We start from the raw sequence: 17838 nt of genomic DNA, 5'->3' as shown, positions 1-17838 counted from the left end.
GCGGTGACGTACACGGCAGGGGACGGCCGTGTCACCGCCGCCGGGGGCCGCACTCTTTTTGAGCTTCGGCTTTTTGAGCTTTGGCAATGGGCAAGGAGAAAAACGGGATGGGACTCAGCGCTCGGATTCGGACGCGTGACGGGTGGGCGGTATCCCACGCCGTCGTCACCCTCACCGACATGACCGGTACGCAGGTGCTGCGGGCCGCGGCGGACCAGGAAGGCGCCGTGCGCGACGCGACGGAGCTGGCCCCGGGCCCGTACACCGTGATCGTCACCGCGGTCGGCTACGCGCCCGTGGCCTCGACCGCGCTCGTCACGGCGAGCGGTCGCGCCGAGGTCGGCAACGTCGTCCTGGCCCGGCAGGGCGGCACCGAGCTGCCGCCGCCCGGGCCGTGGACCATCGACCCGGCGCACTCGACGGTGGGTGCGGTCGCCCAGCACCTGGGGATCACCAGCGTGCACGGCCGGTTCACCGAGTTCGGCGGGCGCGTGGAGATCGCCGAGGACGTGGAGAAGTCACGCGTCGAGGCGGTCATCAGGTCGGCGTCCATCGACACCGGCAACGGCATGCGGGACGGCCACCTGAAGTCGCCCGACTTCCTGGACGTCGAGCAGTACCCGGAGCTCACCTACCGGTCGACCGGCCTCACGCCGGCCGGTTCGGACCGCTGGACGGTCCAGGGCGAGCTGCAGATGCACGGTGTCGTACGCCCGGTCGACCTTGACCTGAGCTACCTCGGCACCGGTGCGGACCCCTGGGGCGGCACCCGCGCGGCCTTCAGGGCCACGGCGGAGCTGCGCCGGGAGGACTTCGCCATGAACTACAACCAGGTGGTGCAGGCGGGCATCTCGGCGATCGGCACGACCTTGCGGGTGGAGCTGGACATCCAGGCGGTCCAGGGGGACTCCCTCCCCCAGGTCTAGCCGCAGGTCCAGGGGGCGGTGTCCAGCGTTCCGTGTCCAGCGGTCCGGGCGGGATTAGGGTGCGTTCATGGCACCCAACATCGCTACCAACACCAGCGTGTCCCTCGATGAGTTGCTCGACTTCGTCCGCCCCCGTCACCGCGCCATCCTGCTCACCGCGCGGGCGGACGGAACCCCGCAGGGGTCGCCCCTGACCTGCGGGGTCGACGGCTCCGGACGGATCGTGGTCTCCACGTACCCGGAGCGGGCCAAGACGCGGAACGCCAAGCGGAATCCCAAGGTCAGCATCATCGTCCTGAGCGACGAGTGGAACGGCCCCTGGGTGCAGATCGACGGGGTGGCCGAGGTCATCGACTCCCCGGAGTCGGTGGAGCCGCTCGTCGAGTACTTCCGGAACATCTCCGGTGAGCACCCGGACTGGGACGAGTACCGCGAGGCGATGGTCAAGCAGGGCAAGTCCATCATCCGGATCACTCCGGAGCGGTGGGGCCCGGTGGCCACCGGGGGTTTCCCGGCGGCCAAGGCCTGAGCCAAGAGGCGCGGGAGTAGGCCGAGGGAGGGGGCGAGCTCAGGGACCCGGCTTGAGGAGGCTCAGGGACCCGGCTTGAGGGGGCTCAGGGACCCGGCTTGAGCGTCGCCTCGATGCCCGCGACCAGCAGGTCGAGCGCGACCTCGAAGTCCAGCTCCCACATCTCCTCGACCGTGGACCCGCCCCGCGCCTCCATCATGTCGGAGGCGCTGTGCAGGGTCTCCTCCACGTCCGGGTGGTCGTGGACAGCCCCCATGGCCTCCTTGAAGTACTCACCCGGGGTCAGCCCCGCCGCGGCGCACCGCGCGATGTAGTGGCCCTGCACGGTGCCGAATCCGTAGACGAACTGGAAGACCGCGGCGATGGCCCCGGCCTGCTTCTCCACCGGCAGGCCGGTCTGGCGCACCACTTCCTGCACGGTCAGGGCGAACTTGAGCCAGTTCGGGCCGATGTTGAGGTAGTTGCCGACGAGCGGTGACACCCAGGCGTGCCGGACCAGCAACCCCCGGTACTCCTCGGCCAGTTCGCGCAGCGTCTCGCGCCACCGGTCGGGCGTGACCGAACCCTGGTCCGGCATGACCATCTCCCCGGCGGCCGCGTCCAGGGCCAGTTCGAGGAGGTCGTCCTTGGTGTCGACGTACCAGTACACGGACATCGCCGTGACGTTCAGGTCCGCCGCGAGGCGGCGCATGGAGAACTTGGCGAGGCCCTCCTCGTCCAGGAGGCGGACCGTGGCCTCGGTGATGCGGTCCCGGTCGAGGCCCGACGGCTGATCACTCCTGCGGCCCGCGCCGTTCCGGGGGGCTCTGCCCTCCAGCCAGACGCTGGTCCGCGCGGGGCGCTTCGCGCTGTCGGCTGCCTTCGCCATGGCGCACCTTCCTGGTCCTGAGTTCTTGTACTGGTACTGGTGGTCCCGGGGTGGGCGACAGACCGGAATCGGCCAGTCCGTCGCCCACCCGTCGATGCTATGCAGACACTGCGGCCTGGTCCGCCTTGGCAGAGTCTGCCCTCTCCGCGCGCTTCAGCAACGCGGCCGCCAGCAAGCCTCCGAGGAGCACGGCGACCGCGCCCACCAGCTGACTGGTCTCCAGGCCCGAGGAGAACGCGTCGGCGATTTTCGTACGTTCGCCGTCCGACTCCGCGGCCGCGAGCGCGGCGGGCAGCGACACCGCGGAGACGGTGACGAGTGAGGCGAAGCGTGAGTTCAGGACAGCACCGAGCACGGCCACGCCGAGACCGTTGCCGAACTCCGCGAGCGTGCCGTTGACGCCCGCGCCCACGCCCGCCTTCTCCGGCGGGATCGCACTCATGATCGCGTTGGCCATGGCGGGCATGGCGAGTGCGATGCCCGCGCCCATCACGACGAGCCCTGTCAGCATCCCGGTGTAGTTGTCGCCGCCGAACAGGGCGATCCCGGCGAGCCCCCCGGAGAGCAGGGTCATGCCGATGGCGATCGTCGCGGGAGTGCTCGTCCGCTTCAGGAGGCGGGCGCCGAGGCCGGTGAGGTTGAGGACGACGACGGTGACCGCCATCGGCGCCGTGCGCAGGCCCGCCTCCAACGGCTCGTACCCGAGGACGAACTGGAGGTGCTGGGTCAGCAGGAACAGCGAGCCGCCCATGCCGAAGGCGACCAGGATGGCGCCCGCGACGGCGCCGATGAAGCGCTGGTTGCGGAAGAAGTGCATGTCCAGCATCGGGTACGGGATGCGCAGCTCCCACCAGACGAAGACGCCGAGTACGGCCACGCCCACCGCGGCCGCGGCGAGCACCTGCGTCGACGTCCAGCCGTGCTCGGGCCCGGAGATGATCGCGTACACGACCGAGGCCATGCCGATGGTGGAGAGCAGCGCGCCGAGCAGATCGGGGCGGTCGCCCTGCGGGTTCTTGGACTCGGGGACCAGCTTGATGACGGCGGCGAGCGCGAGGAGTACGACGGGGATGTTGATCAGGAAGATCGCGCCCCACCAGAAGTGGTTGAGCATGACCCCGCCCATCAGCGGGCCGAGCGCGAAGCCGAGGGAGTTGACGGTCGACCAGAGGCCGATCGCCTTCATCCGCTCCGTGTCGTCGAAGATCTGCACGACCACCGCGAGCGTGGTGGTGATCAGGAGCGCGCCGCCGATGCCCATTCCGGCCCGCGCGGCGATGAGCTGCGCGGAGGACTGGGCGAGGCCCGCGACCAGCGAACCGATGCCGAAGAGGGCGAGACCCGCGGTGAGCATCTTCTTGCGGCCGTAGCGGTCGGACGCGCTGCCCGCGGTGAGCAGGAGGCCGGACTGGACGAGCGAGTAGGCGTTGATCATCCACTGGATGTCGGCCGTGGACGCGTCCAGTTCCTTGGTGAGGGAGGGGATGGCGACGTTCAGGACGGTGTTGTCCAGGAGGACGGTGAGCTGGGCGAGGCAGATGACGCCGAGGATCAGCCAGCGCTGGGGGTGCCCTTGTGAGGCTATGGGGGACTCGGCGGTCGTCGGTGCCGTCATGCCCTCTCCTTCTGCTTATACGGTGTATGGGTTGTCAGCGGTGTACACCGTAAGGCATCTCTCGTACGGCGTACAAGAGGGTTTTCCGGCGGGTACGACGGCGGGGCATGACGACGAGGTACGACGGCGGGGCACGACGACGAGGTACGACGGCGGGGCACGACGACGAGGCATGACGACGGGGCCGGCCGCAGGTAGCGGCCGGCCCCGATGTGCGCGAACTGTCAGCTCTTCGGCTGGGTCGGGTCTTCGGCTGAATCAGCTCTTCTGCTGGGTCAGGTCTTCGGCTGGGTCAGGTCGTAGAAGGTCGCGCTGCCGACCGTGACCTTCTTGTACGTGTCCTCCACCCAGGAGGTGATCTTGGAGGAGGTGCCGCTGTCGCCGCCCATGCCGCCTCCCATGCCGCCGCCCGAGATGAAGTAGTGGATCTTCCCGTCCTCGACGTACTGCTTGAACTGCGCGAGGGTCGGTGACGGGTCGCTGCCGTTGAAGCCGCCGATGGCCATCACCGGGTCGCCGGTGGAGAGCTGATAGCTCGCCGCGTTCTGCGAACCGATGGCCGCCGCCGCCCAGGTGTAGTCCTCGGCGTTCGCCTCCAGGAGCTTCTTCGCCTTGGTGCTGACCTGGGCGCCGTCGAGGAGGCCGCCCATGCCGCCGCCTCCGCCCATGCCGCCGCGCTCGCCGGTACCGCCACCGGGGAAGCCGCCCTGCTGCTTGCCCTGCTGGCCCTGCTTGCCCTGCTGGCCCTGGGAGTTACCGCCCTGCTTGCCGTTCTGGCCGGGGGGCTGGCCCATGCCGCCGCCGTTCTGGCCGCCTGTCGGGGGCTGCATGGCATTGTTGCCCTGCTTGCCGTTCTGGCCCTGCTGGCCGTTCTGGCCCTGCTGGCCGTTCTGGCCGTTCTGACCCTGCTGGCCGGGCGGCTGCATCCCGCCGCCACCGCCAGGACCGCCGCCACCGGGGCCGCCGCCCATCCGCCCCGCCGAAGCGGGACCCGCGGTCACGATCGACCCGGTGTGCGCGCTGTTCACCGTGGAGAGGGTGTACGCGACCGGCCCCGCCAAGGACGCGGCGAAGCTCAGCCCCACCGCCACGAGGGCGATTCGACGCCCGAGCCGGGCCGCGAGCAGCAGGCCGAGCGCGCCCACGAGGCCGCCGACGAGCACCGCCCAGCGCAGCCACGGCAGATAGTCCGGGGTCCGGCCGAGCAGGACGTACCCCCACCAGGCCGTGCCCGCGACACTCACGCCGAGCAGCGCGCCCGCCCACCACTTGGCGCGCTCCTCCCACAGGACCGTGGCGCCCATGCCGATCAGCGCCGCGATGTAGGGGGCGAGGGCGATCGTGTAGTACTGGTGGAAGATTCCCGCCATGAAGCTGAAGACGGCCGCCGTCATCAGGAGCGCGCTGCCCCACGCCACGAACGCCGAGCGCGCGGTGTCGGTCCTGCGGGCCTTCCAGGTCAGGACGATGCCGCCGACGAGCAGGATCAGCGCGGCCGGGATCAGCCAGGAGATCTGGCTGCCGACCTCGGAGCTGAACATCCGCCCGAGGCCGGTCTCGCCCCACTGGCCGCCACCGCCACCGCCGCCACCGGGGCCGCCGCCCCCGCCGACGCTGCCGGTCTCCTCGCCGTTGATGCGGCCGAGGCCGTTGTAGCCGAAGGTCAGTTCAAGGAAGGAGTTGTTCTGCGATCCGCCGATGTACGGGCGCGAGGAAGCGGGCCAGAGTTCGACGACGGCCACCCACCAGCCACCGGCCACGATCATCGCGAGCCCGGAGAGGGCGAGCTGACCGAAGCGCTTGCGCAGCCGCACGGGTGCGCACACCGCGTACAGGACCGCGAGCGGGGGCAGGATCAGGAACGCCTGCAACGTCTTGGCCAGGAAGGCGACGCCGACCGCGACACCCGCCCACACCAGCCACTTGGTGCGGCCGTTCTCCAGGGCGCGCAGGACGCAGTACACGGTGACGGTCATCAGGAGCGCGAGGATCGCGTCCGGGTTGTTGAACCGGAACATCAGCGCGGCGACGGGCGTGAGCGCGAGCACGGCGCCCGCGATGAGTCCGGCCGCCGGGCTGAAGCGGCGGCGCACGGCGGCGTACAGCACACCGACCGTCGCGACCCCCATCAGGACCTGCGGGGCGAGCACCGCCCAGGAGTTGAGCCCGAAGAGGCGCACGGAGAGCGCCATCGGCCAGAGCGCGGCCGGGGGCTTGTCGACGGTGATCGCGTTGCCCGCGTCCAGCGAGCCGAAGAACATCGCCTTCCAGCTCTGGCTGCCCGCCTGGACGGCCGCGGAGTAGAAGGAGTTGGCGTAGCCGGACGCGCTGAGGTTCCAGAGGTAGAGGACCGCGGTCGCGAGCAGCAGCCCCAGGAAGGCGGGGCGCGCCCAGCGCGGGTCGTCGGCGCGTCCGCGCCACACACGGGCGAGGAACCCGCCCGCTCCCGCGCGCCGGTGTGCGGCGCCTTCGTGGGGCGGTGCCGCCGGTGGCGGGGGTGCCGGTTGGGCCGAGTGATCGGGGTGGGTGGTCGTCATCGCGCGGTCCTCGGGTCGTGGGTGCCCGCGGCTGCGGTGACGCGGAGGTGCTGGTCGTCGTGGCGGAGCTGCTGGTCGTCGTGGGGGAGCTGCTCGTACCGGATCGTGGGAGCCGCCGCGGCCGCGGAAGTCGACACGGCGTCGCGGCGCTCCGGGAACACCCAGGCCCGCAGGAGCAGGAACCGCAGCACCGTCGCCGCGAGGTTGGCGGCTATAAGGACCGCCAGTTCCGTGCCGTGGGACGCGTTGCCCGACGCCGCGCCGAGAGCGGCGAGCGAGCCGCTGGTCAGGGCGAGGCCGATGGCGAAGACCACGAGGCCCTGTGCCTGGTGGCGCATCGCGCGGTCGCGGCCCCGCACCCCGAAGGTGAGGCGGCGGTTGGCTGCGGTGTTGGCGACCGCCGACACGAGCAGGGCGAGCGCGTTGGCCACCTGCGAGCCCGAGAACGTACGGAAGCCGGAGTACAGAAGCAGATAGAAGAGCGTGGAGAGCGCGCCGACCACGCAGAAGCCGACCAGCTGGCGGGCCAGGCCGCCCGGGACTCCGGCCAGCTGGCGGTCGCGCGGGTCGTCCCCGAAGGGGCGCGCGAGGCGGTCGAGCGGGAGCGCGCCGACCGTGAGGGCGCGCCCGACCCGCCACACTCCCTTGAGGTCGTCGGTGGCCGTCTTGACCAGGTGGACCGTGGAGTTCGGGTCGTCGACCCAGTCGACCGGCACCTCGTGGATGCGCAGGCCCGCGCGCTCGGCGAGCACCAGCATCTCCGTGTCGAAGAACCATCCCGTGTCCTCGACCAGCGGGAGCAGCACCCCCGCCACGTCGCCCCTGATCGCCTTGAACCCGCACTGGGCGTCGGAGAAGCGCGCGTGCAGGGAGCTGCGCAGGATGAGGTTGTAGCCGCGCGAGATGAACTCACGCTTGGGGCCGCGCACCACGCGCGAGCTGCGCGCGAGCCGGGAGCCGATCGCCAGGTCCGAGTGCCCGGAGATCAGCGGCGCCACCAGCGGGAGCAGCGCGTTGAGGTCGGTGGACAGGTCCACGTCCATGTAGGCGAGGACGGGGGCGTCCGAGGCGGACCACACGGCGCGCAGGGCCCGCCCGCGCCCCTTCTGCTCAAGGCGCGTGTACCGGACCTCTTCGCTCGACGCCGCGAGCCGCGCCGCCACCTCGGGGGTGCGGTCCGTGGACGCGTTGTCCGCGATGGTGATGCGGAAGGGATAGGGGAAGGTGCGTACGAGATGGTCGTGCAGGCGCCGCACACACGGCTGAAGGTCCTTCTCCTCGTTGTAGACGGGGATCACGATGTCCAGGACGGGCACATCGCGCCATCCGGCGGGGAGGTGGGCCCGCGCCGGCAGAGGGACCGAGCAAGCGCCGCCCGGAGAAGAGTCGGTTTGCATGACACCGACATTCGCCAAGTGGTCTGTCAGGCCTGTGTGGTGAGCCTGTGGCCCGCCTGTGAGTCCCATCCGGGGCCGCTGACCTGGCCCGATGACTGGCCCCACAGCTGGTCCGACATCTGGTCCGATACGGCGGGCAGCGTCACCGTGAACACCGTCCGTCCTGGCGCGCTCTCCACCGTCACGCCGCCTCCGTGCGCCTCCACGATCGCCTGTACGAGGGCGAGGCCGAGCCCCGTGGACCCGGCGTTGCGGGAGCGCGAGGCGTCGCCGCGGGCGAACCGTTCGAAGACGTGGGGGAGGAGGGCGGGGGCGATGCCGGGGCCGTTGTCCTCGACCTCCAGGCACACGCCGGGTCCGGCCCGCCGCACGCGTGCGGTGACCTTCGTGCCCGGTGGCGTGTGCGTACGCGCGTTGGCGAGGAGGTTGACGACGACCTGGTGGAGGCGGGCCGGGTCGGCGAGGACGAGCGCGGGCTCGTCCGGCAGTTCCAGGGCCCAGTAGTGCTCGGGGCCCGCGGCCCGCGCGTCGCTCACGGTGTCGACGACCAGCGGTGAGAGATCAGTGCTCTGATACGAGAGCGGCAGTCGGGCGCCGGGACCATTACCGCCGGTACTGCCGACGCTGCTGGTACTGCCGGTACTGCCGACGCTGCCGGTTCCGCCGTCACGCCCCTCGTCGAGGCGCGCGAGCAGCAGCAGGTCCTCCACGAGGCCCGTCATCCGCTGCGCCTCGGACTCGATCCGGCCGAGCGCGTGCCGCGTGTCGGGTCCGGTCGACTCCCGTCCCCTGCGCGTCAGTTCGGCATAGCCGCGGATCGAGGCCAGTGGCGTACGCAGCTCATGGCTGGCGTCCGCGACGAACTGCCGTACCCGCGTCTCGCTCTCCTGGCGCGCGTGCAGCGCGGAGTGCACATGGTCGAGCATCCGGTTGAGCGCCGCGCCGACCTGTCCGACCTCCGTGTTCGGCTCCGTGTCGGGGACGCGCTCGTACAGCGTCACCTCGCCGCTGTGCAGCGGGAGTTCGGAGACCCGGGTCGCGGTCGCCGCGACCCGGCGCAGCGGGCGCAGTGCGACGCCGACCATGACGGCACCGGTGAGCGAGGCGGCGACCAGGCCCGCGGCCGTGACGCTGACCTCGACGATGATCAGCGTTTCGAGAGTGTTCTGCACCTTGGCCGTGGGGATGCCGACGAGGAAGTCGCCGGTGGGGCCATCCGCGTACTGCACGCGGTACCCGCCCAATCCGGGAATATCGACGTTGTGCGGGCGCCCGTCGCGGGACACGGAGGCGAGTGCGGCGGACTGCGCCGCGTCGAGCTGGTCGGTCTGCGGCTCGAAGGTTCCGCTGTCCGGCTCGTGGCTGACCAGCGCCTCACCGACCGAGCCGTCGTCCTCGACGACGGCTCCGATGGTGCCGATCTCCTGAGGCCCCTTGGAGACGAACCGCAGCGGATCGCCCTGATCCACGGAAGGCACGTCATGACCGTCGGCCCCCGGCTTGGGCATCGGCCCTTTCAAACGCATCGCGACCGTGTCGAGCGAGCCGTCCAGCTGGTCATACAGGTGCGAGCGCAGCGCGATGGTCGTCACCGTGCCGATCACCGCGCAGACGACGGCGATCAGCGCCACAGCCGAGACGACGAGCCGCGTCCGCAGCGACCGCGGCTGCCGTCTCCGCTTCATGAGGCGGCTGCCGCCTCGGTCGATGCCGCGGGCTTGATCAGGTACCCGGCACCGCGCCGAGTGTGGATCATCGGCTCACGACCGGCGTCGAGCTTCCTGCGCAGATACGAGATGTAGAGCTCGACGACGTTGGCCTGGCCCCCGAAGTCGTAGTTCCACACGCGGTCCAGGATCTGCGCCTTGCTGAGCACGCGCCGCGGATTGCGCATCAGGTACCGAAGGAGCTCGAACTCGGTGGCGGTGAGGTGGATGGAGTCCCCGCCCCGCGTGACCTCGTGGCTGTCCTCGTCGAGGGTGAGGTCCCCGACGGCGAGGACGGATTCGCTGCGCCGGTCGGAGGCCCCGGCCCGGCGGATGAGCCCGCGAAGGCGCGCGACGACCTCCTCCAGGCTGAACGGCTTGGTGACGTAGTCGTCGCCCCCGGCGGTGAGACCGGCGATGCGGTCCTCGACGGCGTCCTTGGCCGTCAGGAACAGCACGGGCACGTCGGGCAGCTCGCGCCGCAGCCGTCCGAGCACGGCGAGGCCGTCCATGTCGGGCAGCATCATGTCGAGCACCACGGCGTCGGGCCTGAAGGCACGTGCGGTGCGCACCGCACCGGCGCCGTCCCCCGCACTGCGGATCTGCCAGCCCTCGTACCGCAGGGCCATGGAGAGCAGCTCGGTCAGCGACACCTCGTCGTCGACGACGAGCACGCGAACGGGGCTCCCGTCCGCCCTGAGCAGTTCGGTACGCCCCTGGGGCGAGGTCGTAGTCATGTCAGACAGAGTGCGCGGCGGCCCTGAGAGAGCTCTTGCCAGAACCTGTGAATTCCCTGAGAAAGGGTCCGGGCCGATTTTCTAGGCCTCGCCGTCCCGCAGCCCGAAGAGCCGGGCCGCGTTCCCGTAACAGACCGCGCGCAGCCAGTCGTCCCCCAGGCCGAGCCGCTCAAGGGCGTGCAACTGATGGACGTACGCGTGCGGAATATTGGGGAAGTCCGACCCGAGGAGGATCCGGTCCCCCAGATCGACGAGGCGCGGCAGCGCCGCGCGCGGGAACGGCGAGAACCCCTCGGAGAAGTCGGTGAACGTCAGGGTCGTGTCCAGCCTGACCTCGCCGTACCGCTCGGCGAGGTCGAGGAAGTCGACGTACTCCGGCATCCCCATGTGCGCCACGACGAGCCGCAGCCGGGGGTGGCGCGCGAGCAGCCGCCCGATCGGCTCCGGCCCGGTGTGCTTGCCCGGCGCGGGCCCCGACCCGCAGTGCGTCACGACCGGGACACCGGCGTCGGCGAGCAGCCCCCAGACGGGGTCGAGTGCCACGTCATTGGGGTCGTAGGCCCCCACCTGCACATGGGACTTGAAGATCCGGGCCCCGGCGTCGACGGCGTCCCGCACGTACGTCTCCGCTCCCGGCTCGGGAAAGAAGGTCGCGGTGTGCAGGCAGTCGGGCGTCCGGCGGGCGAAGTCGACGGCCCAGCCGTTGAGCCACTCCGCCATACCGGCCTTGTGCGGGTAGATCATCGAGGTGAAGGACCGCACCCCGAACTCCCGCAGGATCGCCAGCCGTTGCTCTTCCTCATGCCGGTAGGCGATGGGCCACTTCACGCCGGTCAGCGGCCCGGCGGAATCGAAGTAGTCCCACACCTTGGACAGGACGCGCTCGGGCATGAAGTGCGTATGTACGTCGATGAGTCCGGGAAGGCCGAGCCGCTCCCAGAAATCGCGTACGGCCCTTCCTTCGCCGTCATCCCCGCTCAAGACCGTGCCTCGCCTCCGCTGCATGGCCCCGCTCGAAGCTGTAGCTCCGCTCCACCTTGGCGACATGGACGGCGTACTTCTCGTACCACTCGTCGCGCCCACGCTTCTGCGCCGTGCGGTGCTCGGCGTCGCCGCGCCACTGCTTGATCGCGTCCTCGTCCCGGAAGTACCCGACGGTGATGCCGAGCCCGCCGGGCGTCCGTGCGGACTCGATGCCCAGGAAGCCGGGGACTGCGGTGACGAGCTCTTCCAAACGGTCGGAGGTCTCGCCATAACCGCCGTCGGGGCCGTCAGGGCCGTCAGGGCCGTCTTCGGCCTCGGTTCTCAGCGAGGTGAACACGACGGCGTAGTAGGGCAGTTCGAAGGGCTGGACAGGCGCAACGGGTTGATCACTCATGTCCTGAGAATCGGCCACGCCCACCCGCCTGTCCACCCTCTCCGCGCCTTCATTGCCGTACGGGCAGACAGGCTTGACCAGCCGGTCAGCTCCAGCCGGTCAGCTGGGGCGGCACGAGACTCAGAAGAGACCGCCCTGAACCACGGGAACCTCCCGTACGGGAACAGTCGTACGCGCCTCTCCCCAAGCCCCTTCCCTGGCCTCTCCCTGAGCCCCTTCCCGAGCCACTCCCCGCGCCCCTTCCCGAGCGACTCCCCTCACCCCTCCCCGCACCCCTCCCCGAACCCCTTCAAGCCGCCACCCCCGCAACAGCCGACTGTCGAGGACGACAAGCCGCCCACCGTCGTCGAGATACAGATCGGGCCCGGCCACGGCGACGAGATCCCCCAGCACCACCCCACCGTCGACGAGTTCGGTGACGGCGAACCCACCGACGCCCGCGAGACGCTCCACCCCGAACACCGCGCCGTGGTCCACCACAGCGTGCTTCCCCAGGGGCATCCGTTCGAGCGACTCGGGCCACCCGTCGAGCGCGAGGGCGAAGCCATGCATCCGCTCCAGCTCGCGCCGCCGCTCGTCCGCCCCCGGCAAGGTGGCCCTGACGGCCCGCTTCCTGGCGTACGAGATCCGGTCCGGCACCCCGAGAGCGACCCGAAGCAGCTCCTCGGCCCGCCGCGCGGCCATCAAGGGCCCGCGCCCGAGCCAGCCGAAGGCAACGGCCCCCTGTTCGAGCAGCCGCGCCGACCCCCGCTCCTCACGGGTGATCCCGACCTTCACCATCCCGACGCCGAACCACGCGAGATAGACGCGGTAGGTCCGCGGATCGTCGGCGATGGTGTCGGCGGCCACCGAGTGCGCCCGGTCGAGCCGCGCACACTCGGCACACCGGGCCTGTGTCCCCCGCCCCGGCACGACAGCGGCGGTCGGGCAGGGGTTCCCCCGCGCCCCCACGCACCGCCGCAGCCCGAGAGCCCGGAACCCCACCCACCGCCCCACGACCAGCGGACTGACGTCCCCCCGCTCCCACACGAGCCCGGGCCGCTCCGGATCCGCCCAGCTCAACCCCGCACTGCGCCACTCCATGGGGACAGTCTTACGCCGTATCCGAGCAACTGTCTCAACAGCTCACGTGCCGACCGGGCGCGGCGTGCAGCACGCGTACGAAGTCCCGGTAGAGCCCGACCCGGTGCTTCACCTGCTCGGGCTTGCCTCCGTCGCACTCGGGCCCGTTGAGACTGCGGATGGTCTCGCCGAACCCCTTCTTCTCCACCATGGCCTCGTGCCCGGTCAGGGTGCCCATCCCGGTCTGGGTGTTCCAGTACCAAAGGGCGGTCATCCAGGCCACCTTCGGATCGCGCTCCACAAGACCCGGATCATTGAGCAGGTCGATCCCCAGCGCGTCCCCGGCCGCCTTGTAGTTGAAGTTCCAGCTCAGCATGATCGCGCCACGCCCGTAGTACGCGGACTCGCCCGCCGGACACCCGTAGGGCCGGGTCTTGTCGCAGAAGATCGGATACGTCGACTCGTCCTGAGCCACGACGTAGAACAACCCCCCGGTCTCATGACTGACGTTGGCCAGGAAGGCGGCGGCTTCCTGGCGCCGCACCGCCTTGCCGCCCGTCCGCGCGAACTCGGGGTAGGCACGGGTGGCCTCGACGAGACCGGCGTACGTGAAGAAGGAGTCCCGCTCGGGGAACATCCGCTCGAACTGGGCCTCACTGACGACAAACCGCGTCTTGCCCCGCCCCTCGGCGGCAGCGGTACCGGACCCCGCGACGGCACCGGCCCCGCTCGCTCCGGAGCTCACTCCCGGGCTCGCCCCCGAGCTCATCCCCGAACTCACCCCCGAGCTCACCCCCGAACTCGCCCCCGAACTCACCCCGGAGAGCACCGCAAGCCCGACCAGAACAGCAAGAGCTCGTCTTCTCCACACCGCGTCATCACTCTCCTCGGACATCACCCATCCCCGGCGGGATTGGTCCGGACCAGTCCGAACCATTGTGCCGTGCATGTCAATAAGGGAACCTCGACAAGAGCCCTCGCGCACAGCGGGAGTTAGGATCGCGGCCATGGCTCTGACCATGAACGACGTGGACCGGTTCGAGGCTTCAAGGCCCCGCCTGGAGGCCATCGCCTACCGCCTCCTCGGCTCCGCGAGCGACGCCGAGGACGCCGTACAGGACACGTTCCTGCGCTGGCAGGCCGCCGACGTCGACCGCGTCAAGGTCCCCGAGGCCTGGCTGACGAAGGTCCTCACCAACCTCTGCCTCAACCAGCTCACCTCGGCGCGCGCCCGGCGCGAGACCTATGTGGGCCAGTGGCTGCCCGAACCACTGCTCGCCGGGGACCCGATGCTCGGCCCCGCCGACACCGCGGAGCAGCGCGAATCGCTCTCGTACGCGGTCCTCACCCTCATGGAGCGCCTCTCACCGGACGAGCGGGTGGTGTACGTGCTGCGGGAGGCCTTCGGCTACCCGCACCGGGAGATCGCGGAGATCCTCGACATCACCGAGTCCGCGGGCCAGCAGATCTTCCACCGCGCCAAGAAGCACGTGGCGGAGGGCAGGACGCGCACCGAGATCGACGGGGCGGCCGCCCGGCGGATCGTCGAGGAGTTCCTCGCGGCCGCCACCAGCGGCCGGACCGAGCCGCTCGTACGGCTGCTCACCGAGGACGCCGTCGCGATCGGCGACGGCGGCGGGAAGATCCCGGCCCGCGCCAAGGCGTTCGAGGGCGCCGTCGCGGTCGCCAAGTTCATGCGGGGCCTGTTCAAGCCGAGCGGGGCCAAGCGCGCCTACGTCGGCGGCTCGCCAGAGGTCCACCTCACGGCCGCCAACGGCGCCCCCGCACTCGTGGCGGTCCTCGACGGCCGGGTCGTCGGCGTCATGTGCCTGGAGATCACAGCCGAGGGCATCACCGCGTTCCGCAACCAGGTGAACCCCGACAAGCTGGCCCGCGCGAGCCGGCAGTGGGCGGCAACGGACCACGGTGAGCCCTTGCTCGACGCGGCGTTCTGACCTCGATACCCCCTACGTCCCCCACATCCCCTCCATCTCCTCCATCCCCGGATCTACGGATCTACGGATCTGGCGCCGGTGTGAGGTGCTTCACATCTGGTTCCTGTCAGGAAACGGCGGGCTGCCCGGTTCAAGGGGCGAACCCGCTGAAGAGCTGATGAATGACAGGAGCCTGGAAATGCAGCACCGCATCGTCGTCATCGGAGCCGGATACACCGGAGCCATCGCCGCAGGGCGCCTTGCCAAGCGACTGCACCGCGAGGACGTAGCCATCACCCTCGTCAACGCCGAGCCCGACTTCGTCGAGCGGGTTCGGATGCACCAGCTGACCGTCGGCCAGCACCTCAAGCCCCGCCCCTTCGACGAGATGTTCGCGGGCACCGGCGTCGAACTGAGGCTCGCGAGGGTCACCGGCGTGGACGTGGACAGCAAGACGGTCACCGTCACCGCTGTCGGCCAGGGCGACGCGAACGCGGGGCCGAACGCGGAGCCGGTCGAGGAACTGGGCAAGGCGGTGGCCGAGGAACCGGGCAAGGCGGTGGCCGAGGAACTGGAGTACGACACCCTCTTCTACGCCCTCGGCAGCGGCTGGAACTCCCAAGGCGTCCCCGGCACCACCGAGCACGCCTACGAGATCGCGAGCCGCCCCGGAGCGCTCCGTCTGCGCGAGCGCCTGGCCGGCCTGGGCGCCGGAGAGACCGTGACCGTCGTCGGTGGCGGCCTCACCGGCCTGGAGGCCGCGACCGAGATCGCCGAGGCCCGCCCGGACCTCGACGTCGCCCTCGCCGCCCGCGGCGAATTCGGCGACTGGCTCTCGCCCAAGGGCCGCGGACACGCGCGGAAGGTCTTCGCCAAGCTCGGCATCACCGTGCACGAGCAGGCATCCGTCGCCGCCGTGCGGGCCGACCACGTGACCACCACGGACGGCAGGTCCATCCCGGCCGCGGTCACCGTGTGGACCACCGGCTTCGCGGTCCACCCGATCGCACAGGCCACCACCCTGGACGTCACCGACACCGGCCAGATCGTGGTCGACCGGACCATGCGCTCGGTGTCGCACCCGGACGTGTACGCCATCGGCGACGCGGCCATGGCGATGGGCCCGGGAGACAAGCCGCTGCGCATGTCGTGCGCCACGGGCACCCCCATGGCATGGCAGGCCGCCGAAGCCGTCACGGCACGCCTGACCGGCGGAAAGACCCCGAACACGCCGATGCGCTACTTCAACCAGTGCATCTCGCTCGGCCGCAAGGAGGGCCTGATCCAGTACGTCACCGCCGACGACCGCGCCGTACGGGCAGCCCTCACGGGACGACTCGCCGCCGTCTACAAGGAGTTGATCTGCAAGGGCGCGGCCTGGTCCGTGGCCAACCCGACGTTCGGGATGCCGTCCCGGCCCCGCCGTGTCGTACGGGAGCAGGCTCGGGCAGCGGCGTCGCCGGTCAAGACGTCGGCCTGACGGGGCGACCGGGGCGGGGCGGGGGCCGGGTCAGACCGGGGCGGGCCAGACCGGACCGATCCCGGCCCCGACCCTCTCCCCGGCCCCCGGCCCCGGCCCCGGGGAGAAAGACCAGCAACGCCGAGGAGAACAGCAACTACGAATCGCCAACCGTGTCCACCACGCTACCCTCTGTACATGGACGAGGCTTTCGTCTCCGGTGACGGCCACCGCGCGTGCGGCATCTGCCCTTCACGCCGCTTCCCGCTCGGTGAGTTCGATGTGGCCGAACGCCCCTCGCAGGACTTCCCGTTCGATCCGCGGGACGGCCACCGGTACACGCAGCGAGGCGTGCCCGTCTGCGTGCACCCGGAGAAGGTGGGGATACCGCCCGCGCCGTACAAGACGGACGGGGTGGCTCTACTGACAGGTGTCGCGCTGCCCGACGACGTGGCCGAACTCGACGTATACCTGCGTGATTTGGTTCACGGCGCAGCTCCCGGCGCGCTGGAGCGGCTGATCGACCTGGCGGACCGCGAGATCCGGCGGACCTTCCCGGAGGTCGACGCGACCTTGGCGCTGCGCCGTGCCTTCAACTGGCGCTCCTAGCTCGCTGTGGCGAACCCGGGAGCGAAACGGCGACCACCGTCGAAGATGCCGATCAGGCCGTACTTCGCGGTGACGACCGCCTTGCGCCTGGCGGTCTCGTCCTTGCCGAACCAGTAGCGCTCGTTCATCCGCCCCCACGCGGCCCGGTAGACCTGGTGGGTGTAGTCGCCGTGATCCCAAGCCCCGATGGCCTCACGGTCGGTGGCGTGCACGAACGTGACACCCGTGCGGCGCTGGATGCGGCAGAGCACGGTGAACTGAGCGGCGAGCGCGTGGATCATCTCGTCCACGGGGACCGCCACGGGGATCTCGGCGGCCTCTTCGTTCTGGTCGGTCATCTCGTAGACGGCCGACTTGATCGCCATGGCGCGCATGGCCTCGGGGAACAGGGGCTCGGTGTCCTTCGCGACGTCGAACCCGTCCACCAGGGCGTACCCCATGAAGCACTGCCAGTCCTCGTCGTACTTCGCGCACGCCGTGCGCAGCCGATCGAACTCGCGATCAGCCTCGACGACCGCGAGGATCTCGCGGGCTCGCCGCGCCACGACCTCCGGGACGGGCCGTACCAGCGTTGCGGACACTGCCGCACTCTCCTTCATCGTTCGGTCGGTGTATCAGTGCATCAGCGCATCGGTGGATGCGATCCACCCGCCAACCGCCATCACACAAGGGCAGTCCAGTCGGGCAGGGTCTACCGGCGTGCGCTATCGCCCCGGAGCCGCGATGATCAGGCACGGCTCGGCTCGGCGCAGCTCGCCAGGCGGGCAGCTGACCGGATCACGGCCGCTCGCCCGTACCGCGTTCACCGACCTCACGGCCCCTGGTGCTGAGCACGCCGTCGATGTCCTGCCGGGCCTGGGCCGCTCTGTGCTGGGGGCACTGGCACGGCGGGTAGGTCATGGACCCCGGCGGCAACTCGTACCCATCCAGAGCACCGCCCCTGAGCACGCCATCGCCCAGTACGTCATCTGTCAGTACGCCATCCGCGCTCTGTTCCTCGGTCGTCCGGACAAGAACTGCCCGTGCTTCGCTAGTCATCTCAGTCCCTCGGGGGATGTGTGTGGCGAGCGGTTCGCCAACC

17 protein-coding genes are annotated in these 17838 nt (G+C 70.5%); 5 read left to right on the top strand and 12 right to left on the bottom strand.

All coding sequences use genetic code 11. From position 1 onward, the window contains the following. Positions 1 to 107: 107 nt before the first annotated feature. Entirely contained in the window at positions 108 to 926 is an 819-nt protein-coding gene (locus ACZ5CR_RS21970; RefSeq protein ID WP_468859850.1) for a YceI family protein, read from the top strand. Positions 927 to 993: 67 nt separating this feature from the next. After that, the gene (locus ACZ5CR_RS21965; RefSeq protein ID WP_468859848.1) at positions 994 to 1455 is read left to right on the top strand and encodes a PPOX class F420-dependent oxidoreductase; all 462 of its coding nucleotides are present in this window, start codon (positions 994 to 996) and stop codon (positions 1453 to 1455) included. Between the two features lie 85 nt (positions 1456 to 1540). On the opposite strand, the gene ACZ5CR_RS21960 is transcribed toward ACZ5CR_RS21965, so the two are convergent. The 10 genes from ACZ5CR_RS21960 to ACZ5CR_RS21915 form a co-directional block, all read right to left on the bottom strand. Next, complete coding sequence (locus ACZ5CR_RS21960; protein WP_468859846.1) at positions 1541 to 2323, bottom strand: TetR/AcrR family transcriptional regulator; 783 nt, start codon at positions 2321 to 2323, stop codon at positions 1541 to 1543. Between the two features lie 97 nt (positions 2324 to 2420). Then, positions 2421 to 3938, bottom strand: a complete 1518-nt coding sequence (locus ACZ5CR_RS21955; protein ID WP_468859844.1) for an MFS transporter — start codon at positions 3936 to 3938, stop codon at positions 2421 to 2423. 275 nt (positions 3939 to 4213) lie between these two features. Next, on the bottom strand, positions 4214 to 6475 hold the full coding sequence (locus ACZ5CR_RS21950) for an ArnT family glycosyltransferase (RefSeq protein WP_468859842.1): 2262 nt from the start codon (positions 6473 to 6475) through the stop codon (positions 4214 to 4216). Continuing rightward, positions 6472 to 7872, bottom strand: a complete 1401-nt coding sequence (locus ACZ5CR_RS21945) for a bifunctional glycosyltransferase family 2/GtrA family protein (RefSeq protein WP_468859840.1) — start codon at positions 7870 to 7872, stop codon at positions 6472 to 6474. The genes ACZ5CR_RS21950 and ACZ5CR_RS21945 overlap by 4 nt, the downstream gene beginning before the upstream one ends. A gap of 26 nt (positions 7873 to 7898) precedes the next feature. Continuing rightward, entirely contained in the window at positions 7899 to 9557 is a 1659-nt protein-coding gene (locus ACZ5CR_RS21940; protein WP_468859838.1) for a sensor histidine kinase, read from the bottom strand. Then, positions 9554 to 10315, bottom strand: coding sequence for a response regulator transcription factor (locus ACZ5CR_RS21935; RefSeq protein WP_468859836.1), 762 nt, complete (start codon positions 10313 to 10315; stop codon positions 9554 to 9556). Before ACZ5CR_RS21935 ends, ACZ5CR_RS21940 begins: the two co-directional genes overlap by 4 nt. An 81-nt stretch (positions 10316 to 10396) precedes the next feature. Continuing rightward, complete coding sequence (locus tag ACZ5CR_RS21930; protein ID WP_468859835.1) at positions 10397 to 11320, bottom strand: amidohydrolase family protein; 924 nt, start codon at positions 11318 to 11320, stop codon at positions 10397 to 10399. Next, the gene (locus ACZ5CR_RS21925; RefSeq protein WP_468859833.1) at positions 11283 to 11693 is read right to left on the bottom strand and encodes an antibiotic biosynthesis monooxygenase family protein; all 411 of its coding nucleotides are present in this window, start codon (positions 11691 to 11693) and stop codon (positions 11283 to 11285) included. The genes ACZ5CR_RS21930 and ACZ5CR_RS21925 overlap by 38 nt, the downstream gene beginning before the upstream one ends. A 120-nt stretch (positions 11694 to 11813) precedes the next feature. Next, the gene (locus tag ACZ5CR_RS21920) at positions 11814 to 12776 is read right to left on the bottom strand and encodes a DUF2797 domain-containing protein (RefSeq protein ID WP_468859831.1); all 963 of its coding nucleotides are present in this window, start codon (positions 12774 to 12776) and stop codon (positions 11814 to 11816) included. Between the two features lie 34 nt (positions 12777 to 12810). Beyond that, entirely contained in the window at positions 12811 to 13524 is a 714-nt protein-coding gene (locus ACZ5CR_RS21915) for a chitinase (protein ID WP_468859971.1), read from the bottom strand. Between the two features lie 238 nt (positions 13525 to 13762). Between ACZ5CR_RS21915 and sigJ the strand changes: the two genes are divergently transcribed. The 3 genes from sigJ (at position 13763) to ACZ5CR_RS21900 (ending at position 16757) form a co-directional block, all read left to right on the top strand. Beyond that, positions 13763 to 14710 (top strand): RNA polymerase sigma factor SigJ, encoded by a 948-nt coding sequence (gene sigJ, locus ACZ5CR_RS21910; protein WP_468859829.1) that lies wholly within the window; start codon positions 13763 to 13765, stop codon positions 14708 to 14710. 178 nt (positions 14711 to 14888) lie between these two features. Continuing rightward, positions 14889 to 16169 carry an NAD(P)/FAD-dependent oxidoreductase gene (locus ACZ5CR_RS21905; RefSeq protein WP_468859827.1) on the top strand — a complete coding sequence of 427 codons (1281 nt, stop codon included), beginning with the start codon at positions 14889 to 14891 and terminating at the stop codon, positions 16167 to 16169. Positions 16170 to 16346: 177 nt separating this feature from the next. Continuing rightward, positions 16347 to 16757 (top strand): hypothetical protein, encoded by a 411-nt coding sequence (locus ACZ5CR_RS21900; RefSeq protein ID WP_468859825.1) that lies wholly within the window; start codon positions 16347 to 16349, stop codon positions 16755 to 16757. Here ACZ5CR_RS21900 and ACZ5CR_RS21895 read toward each other — a convergent pair. Together ACZ5CR_RS21895 and ACZ5CR_RS21890 are read right to left on the bottom strand one after the other, a co-directional pair. Next, positions 16754 to 17338 carry a hypothetical protein gene (locus ACZ5CR_RS21895; protein WP_468859823.1) on the bottom strand — a complete coding sequence of 195 codons (585 nt, stop codon included), beginning with the start codon at positions 17336 to 17338 and terminating at the stop codon, positions 16754 to 16756. The two genes, ACZ5CR_RS21900 and ACZ5CR_RS21895, sit on opposite strands and share 4 nt — an antisense overlap. Positions 17339 to 17534: 196 nt before the next feature. Continuing rightward, complete coding sequence (locus ACZ5CR_RS21890; RefSeq protein WP_468859821.1) at positions 17535 to 17795, bottom strand: hypothetical protein; 261 nt, start codon at positions 17793 to 17795, stop codon at positions 17535 to 17537. Positions 17796 to 17838: the final 43 nt, after the last annotated feature.

This window comes from Streptomyces sp. NPDC031274, assembly GCF_055570235.1.
This window is presented reverse-complemented; position numbering and strand designations above follow the sequence as displayed.

What these genes read in the sequence shown, in the direction of transcription:
- ACZ5CR_RS21970 (WP_468859850.1), top strand. Translation starts at nt 108, where the DNA reads ATGGGACTCAGCGCTCGGATTCGGACGCGTGACGGGTGGGCGGTATCC.
- ACZ5CR_RS21965 (WP_468859848.1), top strand. Translation starts at nt 994, where the DNA reads ATGGCACCCAACATCGCTACCAACACCAGCGTGTCCCTCGATGAGTTG.
- ACZ5CR_RS21960 (WP_468859846.1), bottom strand. Translation starts at nt 2,323, where the DNA reads ATGGCGAAGGCAGCCGACAGCGCGAAGCGCCCCGCGCGGACCAGCGTC.
- ACZ5CR_RS21955 (WP_468859844.1), bottom strand. Translation starts at nt 3,938, where the DNA reads ATGACGGCACCGACGACCGCCGAGTCCCCCATAGCCTCACAAGGGCAC.
- ACZ5CR_RS21950 (WP_468859842.1), bottom strand. Translation starts at nt 6,475, where the DNA reads ATGACGACCACCCACCCCGATCACTCGGCCCAACCGGCACCCCCGCCA.
- ACZ5CR_RS21945 (WP_468859840.1), bottom strand. Translation starts at nt 7,872, where the DNA reads ATGCAAACCGACTCTTCTCCGGGCGGCGCTTGCTCGGTCCCTCTGCCG.
- ACZ5CR_RS21940 (WP_468859838.1), bottom strand. Translation starts at nt 9,557, where the DNA reads ATGAAGCGGAGACGGCAGCCGCGGTCGCTGCGGACGCGGCTCGTCGTC.
- ACZ5CR_RS21935 (WP_468859836.1), bottom strand. Translation starts at nt 10,315, where the DNA reads ATGACTACGACCTCGCCCCAGGGGCGTACCGAACTGCTCAGGGCGGAC.
- ACZ5CR_RS21930 (WP_468859835.1), bottom strand. Translation starts at nt 11,320, where the DNA reads ATGCAGCGGAGGCGAGGCACGGTCTTGAGCGGGGATGACGGCGAAGGA.
- ACZ5CR_RS21925 (WP_468859833.1), bottom strand. Translation starts at nt 11,693, where the DNA reads ATGAGTGATCAACCCGTTGCGCCTGTCCAGCCCTTCGAACTGCCCTAC.
- ACZ5CR_RS21920 (WP_468859831.1), bottom strand. Translation starts at nt 12,776, where the DNA reads ATGGAGTGGCGCAGTGCGGGGTTGAGCTGGGCGGATCCGGAGCGGCCC.
- ACZ5CR_RS21915 (WP_468859971.1), bottom strand. Translation starts at nt 13,524, where the DNA reads ATGAGCTCGGGGGCGAGCCCGGGAGTGAGCTCCGGAGCGAGCGGGGCC.
- sigJ (WP_468859829.1), top strand. Translation starts at nt 13,763, where the DNA reads ATGGCTCTGACCATGAACGACGTGGACCGGTTCGAGGCTTCAAGGCCC.
- ACZ5CR_RS21905 (WP_468859827.1), top strand. Translation starts at nt 14,889, where the DNA reads ATGCAGCACCGCATCGTCGTCATCGGAGCCGGATACACCGGAGCCATC.
- ACZ5CR_RS21900 (WP_468859825.1), top strand. Translation starts at nt 16,347, where the DNA reads ATGGACGAGGCTTTCGTCTCCGGTGACGGCCACCGCGCGTGCGGCATC.
- ACZ5CR_RS21890 (WP_468859821.1), bottom strand. Translation starts at nt 17,795, where the DNA reads ATGACTAGCGAAGCACGGGCAGTTCTTGTCCGGACGACCGAGGAACAG.